Annotated in this window: 16 protein-coding genes and 2 pseudogenes; 14 read left to right on the forward strand and 4 right to left on the reverse strand. The window is 35.0% G+C overall.

Annotated features, from left to right (window positions below; all coding sequences use genetic code 11):
- Positions 1–167: 167 nt before the first annotated feature.
- The 4 genes from LIZ98_RS12710 to LIZ98_RS12725 all read left to right on the forward strand — a co-directional run bounded on the left by LIZ98_RS12710 (position 168) and on the right by LIZ98_RS12725 (position 1,922).
- Entirely contained in the window at positions 168–479 is a 312-nt protein-coding gene (locus LIZ98_RS12710) for a hypothetical protein (RefSeq protein ID WP_227139830.1), read from the forward strand.
- A gap of 169 nt (positions 480–648) precedes the next feature.
- Positions 649–1,185, forward strand: coding sequence for a GNAT family N-acetyltransferase (locus tag LIZ98_RS12715; RefSeq protein ID WP_227139831.1), 537 nt, complete (start codon positions 649–651; stop codon positions 1,183–1,185).
- 116 nt (positions 1,186–1,301) lie between these two features.
- The gene (locus LIZ98_RS12720; protein ID WP_227203082.1) at positions 1,302–1,445 is read left to right on the forward strand and encodes a hypothetical protein; all 144 of its coding nucleotides are present in this window, start codon (positions 1,302–1,304) and stop codon (positions 1,443–1,445) included.
- Between the two features lie 78 nt (positions 1,446–1,523).
- On the forward strand, positions 1,524–1,922 hold the full coding sequence (locus tag LIZ98_RS12725) for a hypothetical protein (protein ID WP_227139832.1): 399 nt from the start codon (positions 1,524–1,526) through the stop codon (positions 1,920–1,922).
- Between the two features lie 171 nt (positions 1,923–2,093).
- Here LIZ98_RS12725 and LIZ98_RS12730 read toward each other — a convergent pair whose 3' ends face one another.
- The 3 genes from LIZ98_RS12730 to LIZ98_RS12740 form a co-directional block, all read right to left on the reverse strand.
- Positions 2,094–2,339, reverse strand: coding sequence for a zinc-binding dehydrogenase (locus LIZ98_RS12730; protein WP_227139833.1), 246 nt, complete (start codon positions 2,337–2,339; stop codon positions 2,094–2,096).
- The gene (locus tag LIZ98_RS12735; protein WP_227139834.1) at positions 2,251–2,706 is read right to left on the reverse strand and encodes an alcohol dehydrogenase catalytic domain-containing protein; all 456 of its coding nucleotides are present in this window, start codon (positions 2,704–2,706) and stop codon (positions 2,251–2,253) included. Before LIZ98_RS12735 ends, LIZ98_RS12730 begins: the two co-directional genes overlap by 89 nt.
- Positions 2,707–3,242: 536 nt before the next feature.
- Complete coding sequence (locus tag LIZ98_RS12740) at positions 3,243–6,407, reverse strand: DEAD/DEAH box helicase (protein ID WP_227139835.1); 3,165 nt, start codon at positions 6,405–6,407, stop codon at positions 3,243–3,245.
- A gap of 175 nt (positions 6,408–6,582) precedes the next feature.
- Here LIZ98_RS12740 and LIZ98_RS12745 point away from each other — a divergent pair, with 175 nt between their 5' ends.
- The 7 genes and pseudogenes from LIZ98_RS12745 (at position 6,583) to LIZ98_RS12775 (ending at position 11,747) form a co-directional block, all read left to right on the forward strand.
- Entirely contained in the window at positions 6,583–7,752 is a 1,170-nt protein-coding gene (locus tag LIZ98_RS12745) for a sigma-70 family RNA polymerase sigma factor (protein WP_227139836.1), read from the forward strand.
- 147 nt (positions 7,753–7,899) lie between these two features.
- Positions 7,900–8,133: pseudogene (locus LIZ98_RS12750) on the forward strand (hypothetical protein); the annotation flags it as partial.
- 26 nt (positions 8,134–8,159) lie between these two features.
- Positions 8,160–8,306: pseudogene (locus tag LIZ98_RS12755) on the forward strand (DUF1572 family protein); the annotation flags it as partial.
- A 37-nt stretch (positions 8,307–8,343) separates the two neighbouring features.
- A complete protein-coding gene (locus LIZ98_RS12760; RefSeq protein ID WP_227139837.1) occupies positions 8,344–8,811 on the forward strand; it encodes a GNAT family N-acetyltransferase in 468 nt (155 codons plus the stop codon).
- A gap of 349 nt (positions 8,812–9,160) precedes the next feature.
- Complete coding sequence (locus tag LIZ98_RS12765) at positions 9,161–9,583, forward strand: hypothetical protein (RefSeq protein WP_227139838.1); 423 nt, start codon at positions 9,161–9,163, stop codon at positions 9,581–9,583.
- Positions 9,584–10,240: 657 nt separating this feature from the next.
- A complete protein-coding gene (locus tag LIZ98_RS12770; RefSeq protein ID WP_227139839.1) occupies positions 10,241–10,720 on the forward strand; it encodes a GNAT family N-acetyltransferase in 480 nt (159 codons plus the stop codon).
- Positions 10,721–11,030: 310 nt separating this feature from the next.
- Complete coding sequence (locus LIZ98_RS12775; protein ID WP_227139840.1) at positions 11,031–11,747, forward strand: ferredoxin reductase domain-containing protein; 717 nt, start codon at positions 11,031–11,033, stop codon at positions 11,745–11,747.
- Between the two features lie 203 nt (positions 11,748–11,950).
- On the opposite strand, the gene LIZ98_RS12780 is transcribed toward LIZ98_RS12775, so the two are convergent.
- The gene (locus tag LIZ98_RS12780; protein ID WP_095142408.1) at positions 11,951–12,301 is read right to left on the reverse strand and encodes a DUF2200 domain-containing protein; all 351 of its coding nucleotides are present in this window, start codon (positions 12,299–12,301) and stop codon (positions 11,951–11,953) included.
- 321 nt (positions 12,302–12,622) lie between these two features.
- Between LIZ98_RS12780 and LIZ98_RS12785 the strand changes: the two genes are divergently transcribed.
- The 3 genes from LIZ98_RS12785 to LIZ98_RS12795 all read left to right on the forward strand — a co-directional run bounded on the left by LIZ98_RS12785 (position 12,623) and on the right by LIZ98_RS12795 (position 18,753).
- A complete protein-coding gene (locus LIZ98_RS12785; RefSeq protein WP_227139841.1) occupies positions 12,623–14,281 on the forward strand; it encodes a peptide ABC transporter substrate-binding protein in 1,659 nt (552 codons plus the stop codon).
- Between the two features lie 589 nt (positions 14,282–14,870).
- Positions 14,871–16,409, forward strand: coding sequence for a plasmid pRiA4b ORF-3 family protein (locus LIZ98_RS12790; RefSeq protein WP_041846105.1), 1,539 nt, complete (start codon positions 14,871–14,873; stop codon positions 16,407–16,409).
- A gap of 334 nt (positions 16,410–16,743) precedes the next feature.
- Entirely contained in the window at positions 16,744–18,753 is a 2,010-nt protein-coding gene (locus tag LIZ98_RS12795) for a penicillin-binding transpeptidase domain-containing protein (protein WP_052522552.1), read from the forward strand.
- The last annotated feature ends 662 nt before the right edge of the window (positions 18,754–19,415 follow it).

The following is a 19,415-nucleotide window of genomic DNA, read 5'->3' on the forward strand; positions in this document are numbered from 1 at the left end:
TTATTGGTAGTATTATTGTTGACAGTTTTTTTCCATACTAAACTGCGATGAACCAGTCTTTTATACTTTGATTTACAAATAGACTTCATGACATTTTAACTATTTTAATATTTTTACCCTATTGGTAAAATTTCCATTATAAAGAATTTGCTAAAGGGGTAGGAATTATGGAGCTTTTAGACGAAATTGAAAGGAAAATACAGCGCGGGAAGTTTTTACTGATGGTGGAAATTTTAGAAGGCTACCATTCCAATGTTCATCAGGCTGTAAACAGAATCGATAGCAGTTTACAAATGTATCGATCCGCAGATAGCTCTTACGCAAATCATTGGGAAGGGGAAACAAGGAACAAGTATGAAGAAATCGCAGCTGAGATTCATCATATCGAGAATAAAATTGATCAACAAGGCGATCAACTCATAAACGCCTTCAACAAAGAGATACGTAGATTGCTAGCCAAATGTGAGGCCTTGCGATGAGTAAAATTAAGGTGAAGTTCGATGATTTGGAGGAGTTTGCGGACAAAATAGGAGAAAAGTGGAGCGGGTAATTTCCGCAACCTGAAACATTATAATGCAGAAAATGTTGGAAATATGGTATAAAGGAATTAAAATATTAAAAAGAAATATAAAATAAGGGGATAGTTAGATGGGAGAATTGACTTTTTCACCTTTAAAAGATGAATTGGAAGAATTAGTTGCTTTTTTTATAGAAAATACGTGGGAATTTCATCGTGATCCTTATCCGTCAAAATATAAAATTATTCAATCGTTTCAAAAAGGCTGGTTTCAGGATGAGCGGGCAACATTTTGGATGAATAAAGATGGCGAGAAGATCGGTTTGATTATTCTAGATGATATAACGGATTCGATTCCTTTATTTGACATCCGTCTGGCAACAAAATGGAGAGGAAAAGGTTACGGAACCATAGCGGTTAACTGGATAAAAGACTATATATTTAATCTTCCTGATAAGAAAATACGAATTGAGGCTTATACTCGTTATGATAATATACCTATGAGAAAAACTTTAGCAAAATCCGGATTTGTGAAGGAAGGATACTTAAGGGATGCATGGGAAAATAATGATGGATCGCTTATGGATGCGATTATATATGCAGCAACTCGGTCGGACTGGGAACAAGGTATCATTACACCGATTAAGTTGAATGAAGAACCTTTTTGAAAAGGAATACAACGTGTAAGTAGTATTAGGATGAATAATTTGACTCTGGAATAATAGGAAGGCTTTCCTAGAAGTCTGTACGGGGAACTAATTTTGGCGTATGATTATGTATTGATATGAATAAAACTGTTGCAAATCGTATGATATATACATTTTATACAGCGGTTATACAAATTGTGGCACTAGTTCGGGTACACTTAAATATAATGAAAACGAAAGAAAAGGCAACCGGTGCAGTTGCCTTTTTAAATATAAAGTAAAAATCCAGTAGACGGGGATTTTCTGCATCGCTTAAAATAATTATAAGTAAATACAAATGAAAAAGGGAGGGGATATTTGTGTTAAAACATGTAGAAAGTAAAATTTTTGTGTTGCCATTTTTATTCGTAATTGCATGTGTATTTTTAACAGGTTGCCAATCCTCGAAAAAAACTGCAGAAGAAACCGATGAAAAATTGTTGTTAAATGAACATGTAACTTTAGAAAATTTCGAAAAGATTCGAATTGGTGACCCAAAAACCGGTGAAGGGGGTATGACTTATGAGGAAGTATTGTCCCTAATGGGTGATATTTCCCCACAATTTGAATCTGAAATAAAAAATGGGGATGGAAGTTCGGAATTGGAAGCTAATTGGTGGCGATATACAAGACCACAACAATATGGAACAGATTTGATTGGAGTAAAATTTATTAATGGAAAGGCATATAGTAAGTTTCAAGAGGGCTTGGAAAAATAAGAAAAAATGCGAATTCCTTCAACAAAAAAAGGAATCCCCTTCATAATCGTCCAGCAAGTTAGGGGAGTCCTTCGTTAAAAGAGCCGATACCTTTTGAAACTGATTATAGCTTCCAACAGTAGGTTTCTCTACCAAGAAACTCAATTCTTTCAAGTTCTAAAAAAATTTTATTTACTTCCACCTGCAGTCCTTCGTATAGAAAAGATTATGCTCCTTTTTTAATGTTTGTGATTTTTTGATTATTTTTTTTGCAATGATTATTACCGCATTTTCTTCTACTGGGTTAATTACATATGTGACACCCAACGATTTTGCTTTTTCCAATCGTTCAGGGGAAACATCGACAACAAATGTTTCTGTAGCACCTGCTCTTTTTGCAACAAGGAGTGTTAGTAAGCCAATCAATCGGTCCGGCACCGAATATGGCTGATGTTTGACCTACCCGTAACCCACTTTTGCGAACGGCATGGATAGCAACAGCTGTCGGTTCAACAAGTGCGCCTTCTTCAAGTGTCAAATTATCCGGCAATTTATGTACACGAAATACATCTGTTACCACATATTCTGCAAAACCACCGTCATCACTTAATCCAATGAAACCGGCATTTGTATATTTGCAAAGATTGTAGTCGCCTCGCAAGCAAAATTCACAATGACCGCAATAAAGAATTGGTTCTACGGCAACTCGATCACCTACTTTTACATTGGTTACACCGGTGCCAATTTCGGTTACAATTCCGGAAAACTCAAGTCCAAGTACAAGGGGCACTTTTCGAGAATACACAAATATCTCGCTCTAGTAAAAAATTTAGGAATAAAACAAGTATATTAAATATTTTATAATATTAAAAAAGTATGCACATCTTGTTCTAAAAGGTGGAGTATTCTATGTCAATGTCAATAGGCACGATTGCTTTTTTAACTCTCATGTTAATGTCCTTAATACGCCTACCAAAGTCTAAAGGGCAAGTAACGGCCTTGCTAGTAACTTTAAAAGAGAGCCATGAATAGGAAGTTTTTAGGCGAAGGAAAAAGTCAATGATATTGAAACAATCCCTAATAAACTGATTCAAAGGAGAAAAACCTAAAATTTGGTGAACTCCGACTTTGGATGGATTAAAGAACGTGGTTTCCGGTCAATTCTATAAATTAAATAGAAAGGGGTGGCCCAAGTTTCCCTCGTCACAGACTCAAAGGTAGGCCACTAACGCTTAATGCTTAATTAGAAATGATGTCGTAGCTCTGGGATCTGGTCCCTCGTTATGTTAAAACTTTAAAATATGTAATGAGGGTCAGACTCCAGAGTTCATGGGTGCACTTCTATTTTTTCATCTTCGTCATTTCAACAACCTCTTTCGGAATTTTACCTAAGAAGTAGTCTTCAATGTAATCCCAAAATTCATCTGAGTTAACTTCATTCTCGAATAAGTAGGTCAACATGGCTACAGATATTTTATGACGTTTATAAACATTATCTAAAATGATATTGTTGTATTTATCTGCTTGATGGAGTACTTTTTCTATTTGTAACTGGGAGTTGACACGGATAAAGATTTCAGGATTATCGCCGCCTTTTACTTCATATAATAATAAATCAATTGATTCTAATAATCCTAGGGCAATAAACGTTTTGTCAACATCCAGTTTATTTACTTTTGTTAAAAACAATTCATACTTTTGGCTATTTGGATCTATAACTGCCAAATTTAACAGTTTTTCAGTATGTGCCACTAAAAATCGAATAAAATCATCAGCACTAGGGAATAATTTATATTTTGCTCCTTCTCCCAATTCCCTAACAGTTATATAATTGACGCGTTGAGTTCGTGATTTCCGGATCGTATCTTGGAAACTAACCAAACTGCTAATAATTTGATTTGCCAGTGACTCTCCTTGATATTTGGATAAATTAAATGTTTTTTGAACTGCATTTGATAGGTCGTTTAAGATAAAGAACTCTTCACTACGAATAAACTTGCTTAAAATGTTTTGTAACCTACTTGCAAAGTCATTCAATTCATTAATAAATGTATATTCCTTTTTATTTAACAGGTCTAAATGAATCATAAACACAGACTCTACAAATGGCAGATACTTCATATTTAGGCTGTCGTCTTTTTGATGAAAATAATATTTAAATTGTGGGAAGGACATATGTTTAAACTTAGCCTCCCAATAGCTCTTCATGTCAAATCGATAAATTCCACCGTAGTAATTGTCAATAAGCGACTTGACTTTTGTTACGTAATTTTTGTAAGTCTCTATAAAGTCTTTTTCAATATTGCGCTTTACTTTTACGTATTCAACCGAAAAAATGCTCCTCGGTCTTGCTACGATCGGAGAGTATCCTAGTTTATTAATAAAATCTTTTTCGATAATTAAAAGAGCCGTTTTTAATTTATTATCCAGATCATCATTGTCATAGTCGGAATTTTTATTGCGATCAAAAATGTAACGAAAATCTTCCGAACTAATCAACAAATTTCGAGCATATTTTTTATTTTTTTCCTTTGAGTAGATGCTAAGAATTTTATCCATGACTTGAATTAGCTGTGTTTTACGAATCGTACTAATTCCGTGGAGTCGTTTAACATGATTAAAATCCTTCTCTAAAAAGTCAAAATAGGCTTTTCCATATAACTCTTCATCACGTGCAGCCCGGCCTATTTCTTGAATATAATCAGCTACATTACCGGTAGGAGCAAAATGAATTACAATATCGATGTCTGGAATATCTATTCCCATCCCGAATGCTTTGGTGGCTAGCATGATCATAGTATCGCCATTCTTGAATTTCAAGAAGGCATCATTTTTTTCTTCTTTTTTCATACTTCCATAATAACTTGACACCGAATTTACTAATGTTTGATCTGCTTCTCGTTCTAAATAATTTATAAAGTCACGGATAAATCGGACAAAAGGAAAGTAAACAAGAACTTTTTTCTTTTTTTTATAGAACCTTCTTAATCGTTCATGTAAGAGAAAGTATTTTACTTTTAAATATTCACTTTCTCCTTTTCCCTCATTATTAATCTTTTTAATTTTCACTTCCAAATCATCACGTTTAACATAGCCAAAATAGCTAATCGGGTTCACCATATATAGGCTGTCTCTAGTTTCCGAGTACATATCCTCTACACCACCATAAATGGCAGTTGCAGTAAAAGTTGCAATTGGGAACTTCATTTTTTTACGAAGTTTCTGAATGTAATTCCCTAAATACCAATAATCAGACCGGAATGATTTTCCCCAGGTTGTAACAATATGAGCTTCGTCAATCACTAATAAACCGACTTTTCTATCTCCAATTAACATCTTAATATCTGATCGGCTTAACAGTGTTTCTGGCGAGACGTATAAAATGCTAATCTCTCCGTTTTGGATTTTTGTAATAATATTCATTTTTTCCACTGGTGAGATCTCGGAATTGATAGTGGCTGAAAAAGTAATATCCTTGTTTTGTAAATTGTAAACTTGATCATTCATCAAACCAATGAGCGGCGAAATAACAATCGTTAATGGTTTGTTTTCTTTATATTTTTCTGCTAAGTAAACCGCTGGAATTTGGAACATGATTGATTTTCCAGCACCAGTTGGCGATGTGACGAAAATATCCCGGAAATCCTTGCCTTCTAAAGCAGCATTAGCCTGTAGAACAATGTCATGAATAATTTGAGATTGAGATAAATACATAACTTCTTTCGGGTTAACGACATCATCGACATTTTTATACATTTTTAGATATCGAAAATTCTGATAGTCCCAATACTTTTTTAGAATTTCAATATATTCTTTCTCTTTTTCTAGCGGAGTGTTTTGAACTTCTTGATCTTTACGGTAGATTTTCAGGGAAGGCAATAAATATTTCAATACCGATAACCTTTCTAAATAGCGATGTTGCGGAAACTGTTTTAGATCACCTTTCCACGTAATTGTTAATTGATTTTGAGTGTTTGCCTGATCCAATAATTCAAGAAAATCAGTTTCGTCCTCGGATAATTCAAAATACTGTTCAGCATAATTTATTCTAGGAAAATCTAATGGAATAATGGCAGTGTTATAAAATGGTTCTTCATCATCTTCTTTTTGTGAGTAGGAAACAAAATAGATTCCGTTTTTTGTACGGGTCATATTTCCGTAATATTTGGTCAGCAGTTCGACGTTTTCAGGGATTAAATAGTGATCTTCCATATTTTCATAATATTTTTCATAGACCTCTTCTAAGTTTTGAATCTGATATATAAGTGGAAAACTAAGGTAATATAAGTTGTTATAATAAATCTTAATGTCATAAAAGTTTTCCAAAGCGGCACGAGAAACAGCAATAAATTCTTCATATGTACACCAGAAAATATTTTCGGATGCTGTTAATTTTTGCACAGCCTCAACCATCATTTGTTGCTTCTTATCTTCTAAATTTAATATTTCGATGTTAAGAGGGGTTTCGAAAAGTTTTGGAAACTTAACTATTTCAAGTCCGTGCATAGGAAATCCCTTTAAAACTATAATAGTTTTTTTGAAAGTATTTATTCCTTGAAGTCTCACATCCAGAACTGATTGAATACTTTTATACATTTTAACATTCCTCTCATTAACCGTTTTCAATTCTCTAAATTAATATTAAAATATATTTAAAGATCATGCAATAGGATGTGATTCCGTGAAAAGGATAGATTTCATTCCACAATTAAACCAAATTCTATTAAATTATAAAAAGAGTGATCCTATTTATATACGAAAATTAAAAGCTGAATTAGTTAAACAATTTAAAATGGAGATACCGATTAGTGTACTGGAAACTTATTTAATTGAAACGGGTTATACAAACATTTATTTAAAGGAAATGAAACAGACAGATTTTCTTAAACATGTTAACAAGATGAATGAAAATAAAAAAATTTCAATGGCTGTAATAGATGAAGATGACGATGATTTTGATCCAAACATGTATCTTGAAAGGAATAAGGATAAGATTCAAGCTCTTAAAACCGTAGAAGGTACGTTTAGGGATAATTCGTGGATGATTGCGGAGTTTCAAAAGGATAAAAAAATTGATAAGCTTGATGTAATTATTCAAAAAAATATGAGATTAGTTGAAAAAATTGCATATGGGTATTCAAGAAAATTTGGCCATAAAATGGAGTTTGATGATTTAGTTCATGAAGGAATATTCGGATTAATGATAGCAGTTAATAAATTTGAACCGGATAAGGGATATCAATTTTCAACATATGCAACTTGGTGGATACGTCAAAAAATTACAAGAGCCATCGTTGATAAAGGTTATACGGTGCGTATCCCTGTGCATATGTATGAAACGATCAATAAAGTATTAAATGTTGAACGACAGTCTATTTTAAAGTTTAATCGTATCGATACAGAGTGGGTTGTTAGTCAACTGGATATGGACTTGGAGCAATACAAAGAAGTGAAAAAGGTTGATTACCGTTTTCTACATTTAGCCTCCTTAGATAGTGTCGTATCCCAAGAAGATGAAGATTCAACTTTAATGGATTTCATCGAAACAAATCATTATTTAGATATATACGAAGTAAGTGAAGACCTTCTCGATCCAGAAGTTCTAGTCATGAAAAGAGATCGAAATCATACCTTAATAAAACTGATGGATTCATTAAAAGAAAGGGAAAGGGAAGTCTTATTATTTCGGTTTGGTTTTATAGATGGGCAGCCTAAGACTTTAGAGGAAATCGGACAGATTTACAATTTAACAAGAGAAAGAATTCGCCAGATTGAATCTAGAGCATTAGAAAAAATGAGAAAGGCAATAAAAAATCAAAAGTTAGATTATGATCTATTAATAATTGAGTAATTATGGGAGTTCAAGTTGTTTTATACATCGGACTATCAAAAGATAGTTCAATTTTAAAATTTGATGATAAAAGATTATTTTATAATTTGGGATATTAGACTTTGTAAACGAACCCCCTGATACCTAAAGATTTACATTTATTAAGAAATTTGGAAAAGCCTAGTACTTGAAGGTTATTATGATGTTTCAAAAAGCCAAAATCGACTTACATTTACTGATGAATTCTTCCCCCTTTTTAGTGGAAAGTTGAATAAAGATAATCGATGGGGTTGTTTAACCGAAATCATCCCTTGGTGGAAAGCAGAAGAAAAGTACGCCGAGAGCATTAAGAAATCTATGAAGGTGAACAGGCGCTTACTTTCTGTTAGAGTTGCACCTGGTTGCCCCCATCATTCAACACCGTTTTTCAAATAGCCCATTATGCGTATCATGTCGGACAGATTGTTTATATTGGAAAACAGCTAAGGAATAATGAATGGAAGACACTCAGCATACCAAGAGGGAAGTCTGAAGATTATCGAAAGGAAATTCTTGAAATACACCGAGATAATTAAGTTAAGTTGGGTGTTCGTTAACAAAGGAGAGGAATTTATGGAAAAAAAACTCAAGTTTAGAATAGCTACTGAGCAAGATTTAGATAGAATTGTAGAAATGCTTGCTGATGATGAATTAGGGAGAATGCGTGAGCGTTATGAACAACCACTTCCAGAAAGTTATATCAAAGCATTTCGAGCGATCACAGCCGACCCTAATAATGAGTTAATCGTTGCTTGTCAAGGGAATGAAGTGATTGGTGTGCAGCAAATCACATTCACTCCATACATTACACACCAGGGCGAATGGAGAGCAACTATTGAAGGGGTCCGAACAGCCTCATCTGTTCGAGGTAAAGGAGTAGGAACTGAACTTATCAAATGGGCAATTCACCGAGCACAAGAGCGCGGTTGTCATTTAATTCAACTAACAACCGATAAACAAAGAGTCGACGCATTACGTTTTTATGAACGTTTAGGATTTCAATCAACTCACGAGGGGTTAAAAATGAAACTGGATCGTTAGCCAAATCAAAATATGTAAAAGATATGGATAATCTTATACCAAATGCGAAGATTGAAGGAACAAAGACGTTTCTCTTGAACCAGCGGAGCTGAGGGAATACTCATCTCATCTAAAAACAATATAGATATTTTTAAACGAAAGGGTGCTATCTTACAAGTAGGAGATATGCTCTTTTTTTGTAGAGATTATTATACGAACAGGGAAGTCAAAATTTTGAAATCTTTTATAGGATAGTTTTGAATGGAAATGGCGTTATGTTTAACAATAATGACTGTACATGGTAAATTTTATCATGGTTTTTAGGGAATCATACAAATATATCAACTTTTTTATAAGGATGATGATTGCCATGTCCCTCGCAATTCTGGCATTGTTAGCTTGGTTCGTTCTGATTGTATTCGTTCTCGTTCCCAAAGGGTTAACTGTTACTGAAATGTTTTTTTTATACTTCCTAATTGAAATAATAACGATTACCCTATTCACCATTCTTGATGTCAATTTTCAATGGGTTCCGCTCACCAGAAAAGTGGAAGGTTCTTTTGCCATGTATATTTCACGTTCAATTGTGATACCTTTACCGATTCTTTTGGCCGTATGTGTACTCAATTCTAATTTGAAAGCGAAATGGCGGAGTGTATTAACTGCACTTATCTTAATTTTTCTTTGCTTGGCCGACCGGATTTATTTGTGGGCAGATCTCTTAACGTACCGAAGATGGAATCAATTTTCTTCTGCCCTTATGTATGGAGTGTTTATTCTTCTAACACTATAGATCGGCCGATGGTTTATTGGGTTGGACAAAGGAGAATAAAAAAACATGAGTGAATTTTTTCACCACGATTTTAATACGAACGAGTGGAGTATTATCATTTCGCTTATCTTTGGAATTGTAGTCGTGTTTTTGCTGCCAAAGCGCTTTACGAAAAAGAACACCTGCCTGTACCTCCTGTGTTGCATGTTTTTTGGATTTTTACACGATCATACATTAAGTGTGCTCCCGGTTAGTTATTATGAAATCAATGACAGCTCTTCCTTTGAATTTATGGATTTTTTATCACATGCCGTGTATGCACCATACAGCTATTTATTCTTTTATCTCTTGAACCTCTTTCGCATAAAGCCTCGTTTTACATTATTGTATATTTTGATTTGGGCATTTGTAAGTGTTGCGTTTGAGCGGCTATTTGTGTTCTTGGGGATCTTTCACTATCAGAATGGATATAACACCTATTATTCTTTTTTGATTTATTTATTTGTTTTATCATTGTGGGTGCTGTTTTACTTTATCATTCAGACCTATGGTGAAAAACGGTATTAAAGGGACGGCTGGGAAGTTCTTCTGAAAATCTCAATATAAGGAGTTTTAAGGGAGACTTGTAGCCAAATTCCAGTCATTATTAGTAAAATAAAGGCAAAGAGGTGGTTTATTATGAAAATGTACACAACTGATGATTTGCCGAAAAATAAAATTATAGATTTTTTCAAGTTGCATTGGGGTAGTTCAGAAATGGTTATTTCCAGTGGGGTTTATGATTGCAGTAAGTTAGATGGTTTTGCTGTTGTAAATGGTGAAGATGAAATCATTGGCTTAATTACTTACATTATGAAAGATAACGAATGTGAAATTATTTCCTTAGATAGCATAGAGGAAGGGAAAGGCATCGGTACCTCATTAGTTCGAGAGGTAGAAAAGCTAGCGTTGAAGGAAAAGTGTAAACTACTTAAACTGGTTACAACAAACGATAACTTACGAGCATTAAAGTTTTATCAAAAACGGGGCTTTATTTTGTCCCAAATTTTTCTTAATGCAGTGGAGAAAGCAAGGGAGATAAAACCAGAGATTCCGTTAATGGGCAATGATGGTATCCCAATCAGAGACGAAATTGAATTGATAAAAATATTGAACTAACTGATGCTATATTGAAGATCCGGCTGGAAAACTGGGATTTGGCCCATTCAACTTTATTCGATTAATCTTATATAACAACATATAAAAAATTATTTTCCAAACAAACGAGAGTATAACTAACTGAAACTACTTAACCGGAGAAAAGCCAAATTATGAAAGGATTTGTACCTAAAGGAAAAGGAATATTTAAATACATTATTAGTAAAGTTAACCAGATCATTTTCTGAAACGATCCACTTTTTAAGTGATAATTGTTATCAATTATAGTATATTTGTTAATAACACATTAATTAAGTAAGGAGAATATACCATGCAAATTTATTGGACGAAAATAAATAAAATTATTGAGGAAACACCCGAGGTAAAAACGTACTTGCTCGACGTTCCGGAAGATTTTACATGGGAGGAAGGTTCACACACGCACCTCGGACTGGAAGGTTTCAATGCTGGTGATAAACCAAACCGCAGTCTCGTCCGTCATATGTCCATTTCGACTTTAACGTCTGAAGGTGCAATTGGTATTACAACACGATTCAGAAAGCCCTGTTCTGAGTTTAAAACTATTTTAGGAAATCTTGATGTAGGCAGTGAAGTTGCCATATTTAAAACTCATACAAATGTGCCGCTTAAAAGGGAAGATAAAAATGTATACCTGTTGTCATCAGGTGTTGGCTTGGCAACTTTCAGACCGCTTGTACTTGAATATTTCAAATGTGCTGACAATGTTAATCAAATTCATTCCCTGAACATTGATTCAACAAAGGACTTTTTATTCACAAATATTTTTACATCCGCTCCTGACAAGAATTTCACGGCACAGTTCGTCGATAACCGTAAAGACTATTATGAAAAAGTGAAAAATTTTGCTGAAGACAAGGAAGGGTTCTTCTATGTTGTAGGTAGCGACGAGTTCCTTGTGCAGAACATTCAAGTACTTTGTGAGCAAGGCATCAAGCCAGAACAGATTATGCTCGATAAGCATGAAAAAGAACTTCCTAAATTTTTCTCAGTTGATTTGTCAATTTGAGCATCTCAACTAATTAGGACTAGAAATTTTTATTTTGTTTTAAATAGTTAATGGTTTTACGATTGTTAAAAAGGAAGTCGCTTTTTAGCCCACCTTAACGGGCAGTAAGACCCCACGAGATTACAAAAAAGATAGGTGGTGGACGTGCTGCCCGCTTGCGTCCGATATAATTAAGATTAGTACCATAATTTTATCGTTCAACATTATTTACGTAAAATTTTTTCCATTGATTTCCCTTTTGCTAACTCATCGATTAGCTTGTCTAAGTAACGAATTTCTCGCATTGTTGGTTCCTCTATTTCCTCCACTCGAACGCCACAGATTACACCTTTAATTAAAGTTCGTGCAGGATTCAATTGCGGAGCTTCTGCAAAAAAGGTTTCAAAATCAGTCTGTTTTTCCAGTTGTTCTTCTAACTGTTCCTGGCTATATCCTGTCAACCAACAAATAATTTCATTAACTTCTGACTTTGTACGACCTTTTTTCTCAGCTTTCGCAATATAATGGGGATACACACTTGCAACACTCATTGTATATATCTTATGTTTCGTCATGATTCATCCTCCCATGAAACTGAATTTAATATAAGTAAAAACTTATTCCGAATATAACATTTTTAACACTATTAGTCATCCTAAACATTAGCAGTGAAACCTGTTGCCGTTTGTTGGTTCACCTAAAGCATTTGTGATCGCCGAATGGAAGATATATGGGTACTACCAGATTTATAAAATACATAATAGAGTTTCTATTATTATGAATTCTATTCCTATTAAAAAATTCGCTTCATCTCTTTACTAAAGAAAATTATAGCGTTATAATAACAATTAAATCCAACTATATAGATAGGAATAATTAAACATAGAGGTGCATCAATGAGATTGAAACGTTTATTCATGTTATTATCAATCGGATTCATTATTATATTTTTAGGTGCTTGTACATCCGGTGGAGAGGAAAATTCCCCCAGTACAAAACAAGATAAGGCTAGCAGCGAAAAATCCGTCAATTTTGTAAACAAAGAAAACATTCCTACGATGGATCCAGCCCTTGCAACAGATGAATCTTCATTTGCATTCTTAAGAAGTACAATGGGCGGTTTGTATCGATTAAATTTAGATGGAAAACTTGTTCCGGAATTGGCGACAGATCATAAAGTCAGTGCAGATGGTTTAACTTGGACGTTTAAAATCCGCAAAAATGCCAAGTGGGAAAATGGTGACCCGATTACAGCAAATGACTTTGTTTATGCTTGGAGACGTGCCATTGATCCTGCGACTGGATCCGAATATGGTCCATACTTAATGAATAATGTTATCAAAAACGCCACTGCCATCAGCAATGGAGAAATGTCCCCCGATCAATTAGGTGTACGTGCGGAAGATGACTTTACATTAGTTGTAGAACTGGAAAACCCGACACCTTATTTTGAAAACTTAACTTCCTTTGGTACGCTATTCCCATTGAACCAAAAATTTGTAGAAGAACAAGGCAATAAATTTGCGACAAGTTCGGATACATTATTGGCAAGTGGTCCTTATAAATTAACAAACTGGACAAGTACTAGTGATTCATGGGAATTGGTAAAGAACGACAATTATTGGGATGCTGACACTGTACAGATGGATAAAATTCACTTTGATGTGGTGAAAGCCCCACAAACGGCAGCCAACTTATATGAAGAAGGCAGTGTCGATCGCGTAAATTTAACTTCTGATTTGGTTGACCAATATTCCGGCAACGATGATTTTGTAACCATACCAAATACCTTTGTATATTTTATTAAATTCAATCAAAAAGCAAATGATGCATTGGCAAACAAGAATATTCGGGCTGCTATTAGTCGTGCATTTGACAAAGAAGCGATTGTTCTTGAAATTTTAAATGATGGTTCGATTGCTGCAAACGGACTAGTTCCAACCGGATTTGTTTCCATGCCTGAGTCACGAGAAGATTTTCGTAAGGTAAGCGGTGATCTTGTTACTTTTGATAAAACAAAGGCCCAAGAGTATTGGAAAAAAGGTCTATCGGAAATTGGAAAAGATAAAGTTGAACTTGAGTTACTAGCAGATGATGATGAGGCAACGAAATCTATCGTTGAGTATATCGCCAACCAATTGGAAACAAACTTACCGGGATTGACAGTTACTATAAAACAAGTACCGAAAGAACAACGGCTTGACTTGGAAGACGCAGGCGATTACCAAATGGAAGTTTCCAGATGGGGTCCGGATTTTGAAGATCCATATACATTTATGAGTCTGTTCACAACTGATAGTGGTAATAACAAAATGGGTTACTCCAATGCGGAATATGATCAATTAATTTCGGAAACTTCAACAACGCTAGCAACAGACAATGAAGCACGTTATAAAAACTTTGTGAAAGCAGAAAAAATCTTATTTGATGATGCCGCCATTGCCCCAATTTATCAAAATGCACGGGCTGAACTCGTCAATCCGAAACTAACGGGTGAACCAAATAAACCGGTAGTTTCTGCTTATGAATTTAAATGGTTGGATATTGAGGAATAAAAAAATAAAAATGCCTTCCCCGAATCGCTCGGTGGAAGGTTTTTTTAGCCAGGAAAGTATAAATTTTTCGATTTCTACTTTCCTAACGCATAAGTGCACTGAAAGACTTCGGTAGCATTACCTCGCAAGCGAAAATGTTTTTTCGCTGAACTACGGTTCTGTTCTCGCCTAAAGGCTCGGCAATCGCCGAGTTTTCTTTTGACAAAAGAGAGAAACCTTTGCCCCAATGTCAAAAATTAGGTCAAGTACCTTTCCTCATTTTCCACTATAGGATTTTAACATTTAATTAGATATGATGACTACAAAACAACAAGAACCTTCTCTTAATGTCAAAAACTGGGATGATGAACCGGTTCGCGGCCGCTAGAGTAATGTAAAATTTCAATGAGGTTAGGTTACTTTCCTGACACCATACCTAATTAGTCTAATAGGTTTATCTCAACGTACCTGGACAAGTACACGTATTTCATTAATTTTTTATTGACTTAAAACCTATCCCCATTCCCCAATAATTTTGCTATAATGTACGTATAAAATTATTTTAATCGGTGAAAAAATATAAAATTTAACTCAAAAGGGTGTTGAGTATATGATCTATCAACTAAAAATTACATTGAAATATATCAAACCTCCCATTTGGCGGAGAGTAGAAGTAAGAGATTCCATGACATTTTATGACTTACATAGGATTATCCAAAATTCCTTCGATTGGGAGGACTATCATTTACATTCCTTCGATATAAAAAGATCGGCTGGTACATCGACTAATCATTTAATTACAATTGGTCCAATGAATCAGGAAAAAAATCAAGTTTTTAGTTTTGGTTTTGGTTATGATTATGATGAGAAAAAAGTAATTTTAAAAGAAATATTTCAAAATGAAAAAGATCGTGTTTTGTACGTTTATGATTTCGGCGATAATTGGGAACATGACATTGTTTTAGAGAAAATAATTCCTGAAGAAAACGACATATTTTACCCCAGATGTACAAAAGTAATGCGATTGGCTCCTGAAGAAGATAGCCGTGGGGAGTCTATATTTGATGATGTTGTAATAAAAGAGATTGACGGAAAATCATTAATGAATGAAATCAATCAATCTTTAGCAAACGAATTTGAGAACTGGCTGCCGCAATCCTTTGAAAATTACGATGATGATTGGTCTGAATTACTCGATTTGGCAGAGGAATTTAAAAAACTACAACCATGGAAATGGATGGATGATGATCAGATTATTGTCGTCAAAGATCCCGAAACAGAGGAATTAATTTATTGCTCTGTAATGGGAGGGGCTGGGATGGAATTTGGTCTTGTCGCTTTTATTGGTGAAGAAGGTTATACATATTTGAACCGGCTTATGACAGGGAACATAAATGATGAAAAGGAATATTTTAAACAAAATAGTTTGACTTTAAATTTGGTTGATCGGGGCGAATTGGAGGATGAAGATTATCAACTTCTAAAAGAACATGGTCGGTCCTATCGTGGGAAAAATCAGTGGCCCATGTTTCGAAGTTTTAAACCGGGGTATTATCCATGGTTTCTGGATGGGGAAGAAGTTCAGTTGTTGTCGTTCATTTTAGATGAAGTTATCTTTGCTAGTCAATATACAAAGAATATGGATCAAGATAATCTTGCAGGAAGATCATATATGTTATACACCTTTGATAAAGAAGAATATGATGCTGCTTCAAATGATGTAACGAAAAAAGATGAAATTCCATTATATGTTAATGAACTCGAACTGCAGCATTTGAAACATTCGCTTAAAAGATACAATACGCCGCTTGAATTTGATTGTGAATACATTAATTTTCCTACACAGGATGAACCAGATGAACGTCCGTATTTACCCAGAGTCATTCTTTCAGTGGAGCGGAAAAATCAGTTGATTGTCTATTACAACATGATTGGAAAAGATGGCGATATTACTGAAACCGTTCAGAAAGAATTAGTTGAATTAGTGAAAAGAATAAAAGCAATTCCAAGAGAAATTTGGGTGAAAGAGGAGATGGCTAGGTTACTTAATCCAATTGCAAAAAAACTAAACATTCAACTTCTCCCTGTTCAACAATTACCATTACTCAATGCTGCACTAAAAGAAATGGAACAGATGATGCCGGAATGATTGAAGTTAAGGGTGTCGATAACAAGTAGAAATGGCAAAATTATCTTTCCTTTACCTACAACCACAGTGGATGTTACTGTGGTTGTTTAACTATGTGAATCGAATGTAAAAAATATCGGTGAAAACCGTAAGAAATGTTATAATATAAAAGATAATACCACTCAACAAATTTATATCAATTATAAATTTCTTAATGGTCAATTTTGGCTATGAGATTTATTCATAATCTTTTCCCAATCTGTTATCTAAATTATCCCTAAACGAAATTGATAATATAGTAATAAAGATGAAATATGATTATAAAGAGAGTTTATTTAGAAAGGGATGAATTGATTTGAATCATAAACGAATACTTCGACTACTTTGTTTATTTTTCCTCATTATCTTAACGGGGTGTAAAAGTGAAGACGCTCAACCATCAGATGTTTTTACAACTTATGTAAAATACTGGAGTAATCAAAATTTCACCAAGATGTACGAGATGCATACGCCGGAAGCAAAGAAAATAATGAAAAAAGATGAATTTGTTGAACGTTATAAAAAAATTTATGGTGATTTGGAAGTAAAGGATTTAAAAATTGATTTTGAAAAGCCAAAAGATAAAATTGATCCGGATGCAAAAACTGCCACCATCCCATTTAAAGTTACCATGAATACGTTAGCCGGTCCTGTAGAATTTGAACAAAAAGCCAAGCTTGTAAAAGTTGAAAAAGAAGATAAAGTGACTTGGCAAGTCAATTGGAATACAGGATTTATTTTTGCTGGAATGGAACCGGAAGATCGAGTCGGATTAAAGACGACAAAAGCAGCTCGAGGTGAAATTCTGGACAGGAATGGAAACGGATTAGCTATAAATGGAGGAGCTTATGAAGTTGGTATTATTCCGGGACAAATGGAAGGAAAAGATGGGGAGATTAAATCCCAGGTAGCCTCCATACTTGGCATATCTGTTGAATCCATTGACAAGGCTTTAAATGCGAGTTGGGTTCAACCTGACTATTTTGTACCAATAAAAAAGATTCCTAATACACAAACGGATGTAGTTACTCAACTGGAAAACATTCCTGCTGTAACAGTAAATAAAGTAGAATCAAGAGTCTATCCTTTAGGAGAAGCAGCAGCTCATTTAATTGGCTATGTTGATGGAGTAACGGCAGAGGATATTGAAAAAAATAAAGGATACGCACCGGGGGATATTATTGGAAAAAGGGGCTTGGAACAGCTCTTTGAAAAACAACTAAAAGGTGAAAATGGCGCTTCGATCTATTTAAAAAAACCGGATGGTACAACTGCAACAATAGCTGAAAAACCGGTGAAAAACGGGAAAAACATCCAATTAACAATAGACAGTACATTACAACAGGAGATTATGGCAAAATTTAACGGCAAAGCAGGAACATCCGTTGCGATGAACCCAAAAACGGGTGAAATGCTGGCGATGGTTTCAAGCCCATCATTTAATCCAAATGAATATATGTTTTTATCTTCAAGTCAAAGAAAAACAATAGAAGAAAATCCGTTACAGCCATTGTTAAATCGCTTCGTTTATCCGCAAACACCGGGTTCGGTTATGAAGCCGTTTACCGCCGCAATTGGCCTCGAAACGAATAAGATTACAGCTGATCAAACGAGGAACATCACGTCTAAACAATGGCAGAAAGATTCATCGTGGGGCGGTTATTTTGTCACTCGGGTAACCGACCCGGGGAGACCTGTGAATTTAAAGGATGCACTTGTATTTTCGGATAATATTTATTTCGCACAAACGGCATTGGATATTGGAGCGGATTCGTTTATCGACGGACTGAAAAAATTTGGGTTTGATGAAGAAATTCCTTTTACCTATCCGTTAAAAGCATCGCAAATTTCTAATGACGGCAAATTAAATGGTGATGTTTTATTAGCAGACTCCGGTTATGGTCAAGGGGAAGTCCAAACCAATGTCGTCCATTTGGCAGCTGGTTATACCGCTTTTATTAATGACGGGAATATGATCAAACCAATCCTAGTAAATGAGGAAGAACCGTCTCAAGTTTGGAAAAAAAGTGTAATATCGACCAATACAGTAAAGACAATTGCTGAAGATTTACGTGAAGTTGTGGCCAACCCAAGAGGAACAGGACATCTTGCTAATATGGATGGTTTACCGCTCGCCGGAAAAACAGGAACTGCTGAAGTCGGTAAAACAACTCAAGGAGAACAAGCGCAGGAAAATGGCTGGTTTGTTGCCTATAATACCGATACACAAGATTTACTTGTCGCCATGATGATGGAAAGTATCCAAGGAGAAGGAAAAATTGTGGTAAATGCGGTAAAAGAGATATTTGAGAGCTATAAAAAATAAAACTGTCCATCTGGGCAGTTTTATTTTTTTAAGATGATTTAATATTTATCATAGGTCAAAGTTACTGAAAAACTGATATACTAGAATTTTGCATCCTAAAGACGTCCGGTGGGTATTCAATTATGTCGCCAAAAAAAGGAGTTTTTCGTCCAAAGTCGGTGACGAGATTGAGTTTCGTCGTCAAAAAAGGGAGTATTTCGCCTCGAAATGTTGAGGAGAATAGGTCTCGTTGCCCAAAAAGAGCGTTTTCGGCTTCAAAATGACGACGAGAAAGGGTCTCGTCGCCAAAAAAGGGAGTTTTTCGCCTCAAAATGGTGACGAGAATAGGTCCCGTCATCAAAAAATGAAGTTTCTCGGCTCAAAATGACGACGAGAATAGGTCTCGTCGCCCAAAAAGAGCGTTTTTGGCTTCAAAATGGTGACGAGAATTGGTCTCGTCGCCAAAAAAGGGAGTTTTTCGCCTCAAAATGGTGACGAGAATAGGTCCCGTCATCAAAAAATGAAGTTTCTCGGCTCAAAATGACGACGAGAATAGGTCTCGTCGCCCAAAAAGAGCGTTTTTGGCTTCAAAATGGTGACGAGAATTGGTCTCGTCGCCAAAAAAGGGAGTTTTTCGCCTCAAAATGGTGACGAGAATAGGTCTCGTCGCCCAAAAAGAGCGT

Origin of the sequence: Caldibacillus sp. 210928-DFI.2.18, from assembly GCF_020554505.1 — a bacterium.
GTDB classification, from domain to species: Bacteria; Bacillota; Bacilli; order Bacillales; family Caldibacillaceae; genus Caldifermentibacillus; species Caldifermentibacillus hisashii.

What these genes read in the sequence shown, in the direction of transcription:
- LIZ98_RS12760 (WP_227139837.1), top strand. Translation starts at nt 8,344, where the DNA reads ATGGAAAAAAAACTCAAGTTTAGAATAGCTACTGAGCAAGATTTAGAT.
- LIZ98_RS12785 (WP_227139841.1), top strand. Translation starts at nt 12,623, where the DNA reads ATGAGATTGAAACGTTTATTCATGTTATTATCAATCGGATTCATTATT.
- LIZ98_RS12765 (WP_227139838.1), top strand. Translation starts at nt 9,161, where the DNA reads ATGTCCCTCGCAATTCTGGCATTGTTAGCTTGGTTCGTTCTGATTGTA.
- LIZ98_RS12710 (WP_227139830.1), top strand. Translation starts at nt 168, where the DNA reads ATGGAGCTTTTAGACGAAATTGAAAGGAAAATACAGCGCGGGAAGTTT.
- LIZ98_RS12770 (WP_227139839.1), top strand. Translation starts at nt 10,241, where the DNA reads ATGAAAATGTACACAACTGATGATTTGCCGAAAAATAAAATTATAGAT.
- LIZ98_RS12780 (WP_095142408.1), bottom strand. Translation starts at nt 12,301, where the DNA reads ATGACGAAACATAAGATATATACAATGAGTGTTGCAAGTGTGTATCCC.
- LIZ98_RS12775 (WP_227139840.1), top strand. Translation starts at nt 11,031, where the DNA reads ATGCAAATTTATTGGACGAAAATAAATAAAATTATTGAGGAAACACCC.
- LIZ98_RS12715 (WP_227139831.1), top strand. Translation starts at nt 649, where the DNA reads ATGGGAGAATTGACTTTTTCACCTTTAAAAGATGAATTGGAAGAATTA.
- LIZ98_RS12790 (WP_041846105.1), top strand. Translation starts at nt 14,871, where the DNA reads ATGATCTATCAACTAAAAATTACATTGAAATATATCAAACCTCCCATT.
- LIZ98_RS12740 (WP_227139835.1), bottom strand. Translation starts at nt 6,407, where the DNA reads ATGCACGGACTTGAAATAGTTAAGTTTCCAAAACTTTTCGAAACCCCT.
- LIZ98_RS12720 (WP_227203082.1), top strand. Translation starts at nt 1,302, where the DNA reads ATGAATAAAACTGTTGCAAATCGTATGATATATACATTTTATACAGCG.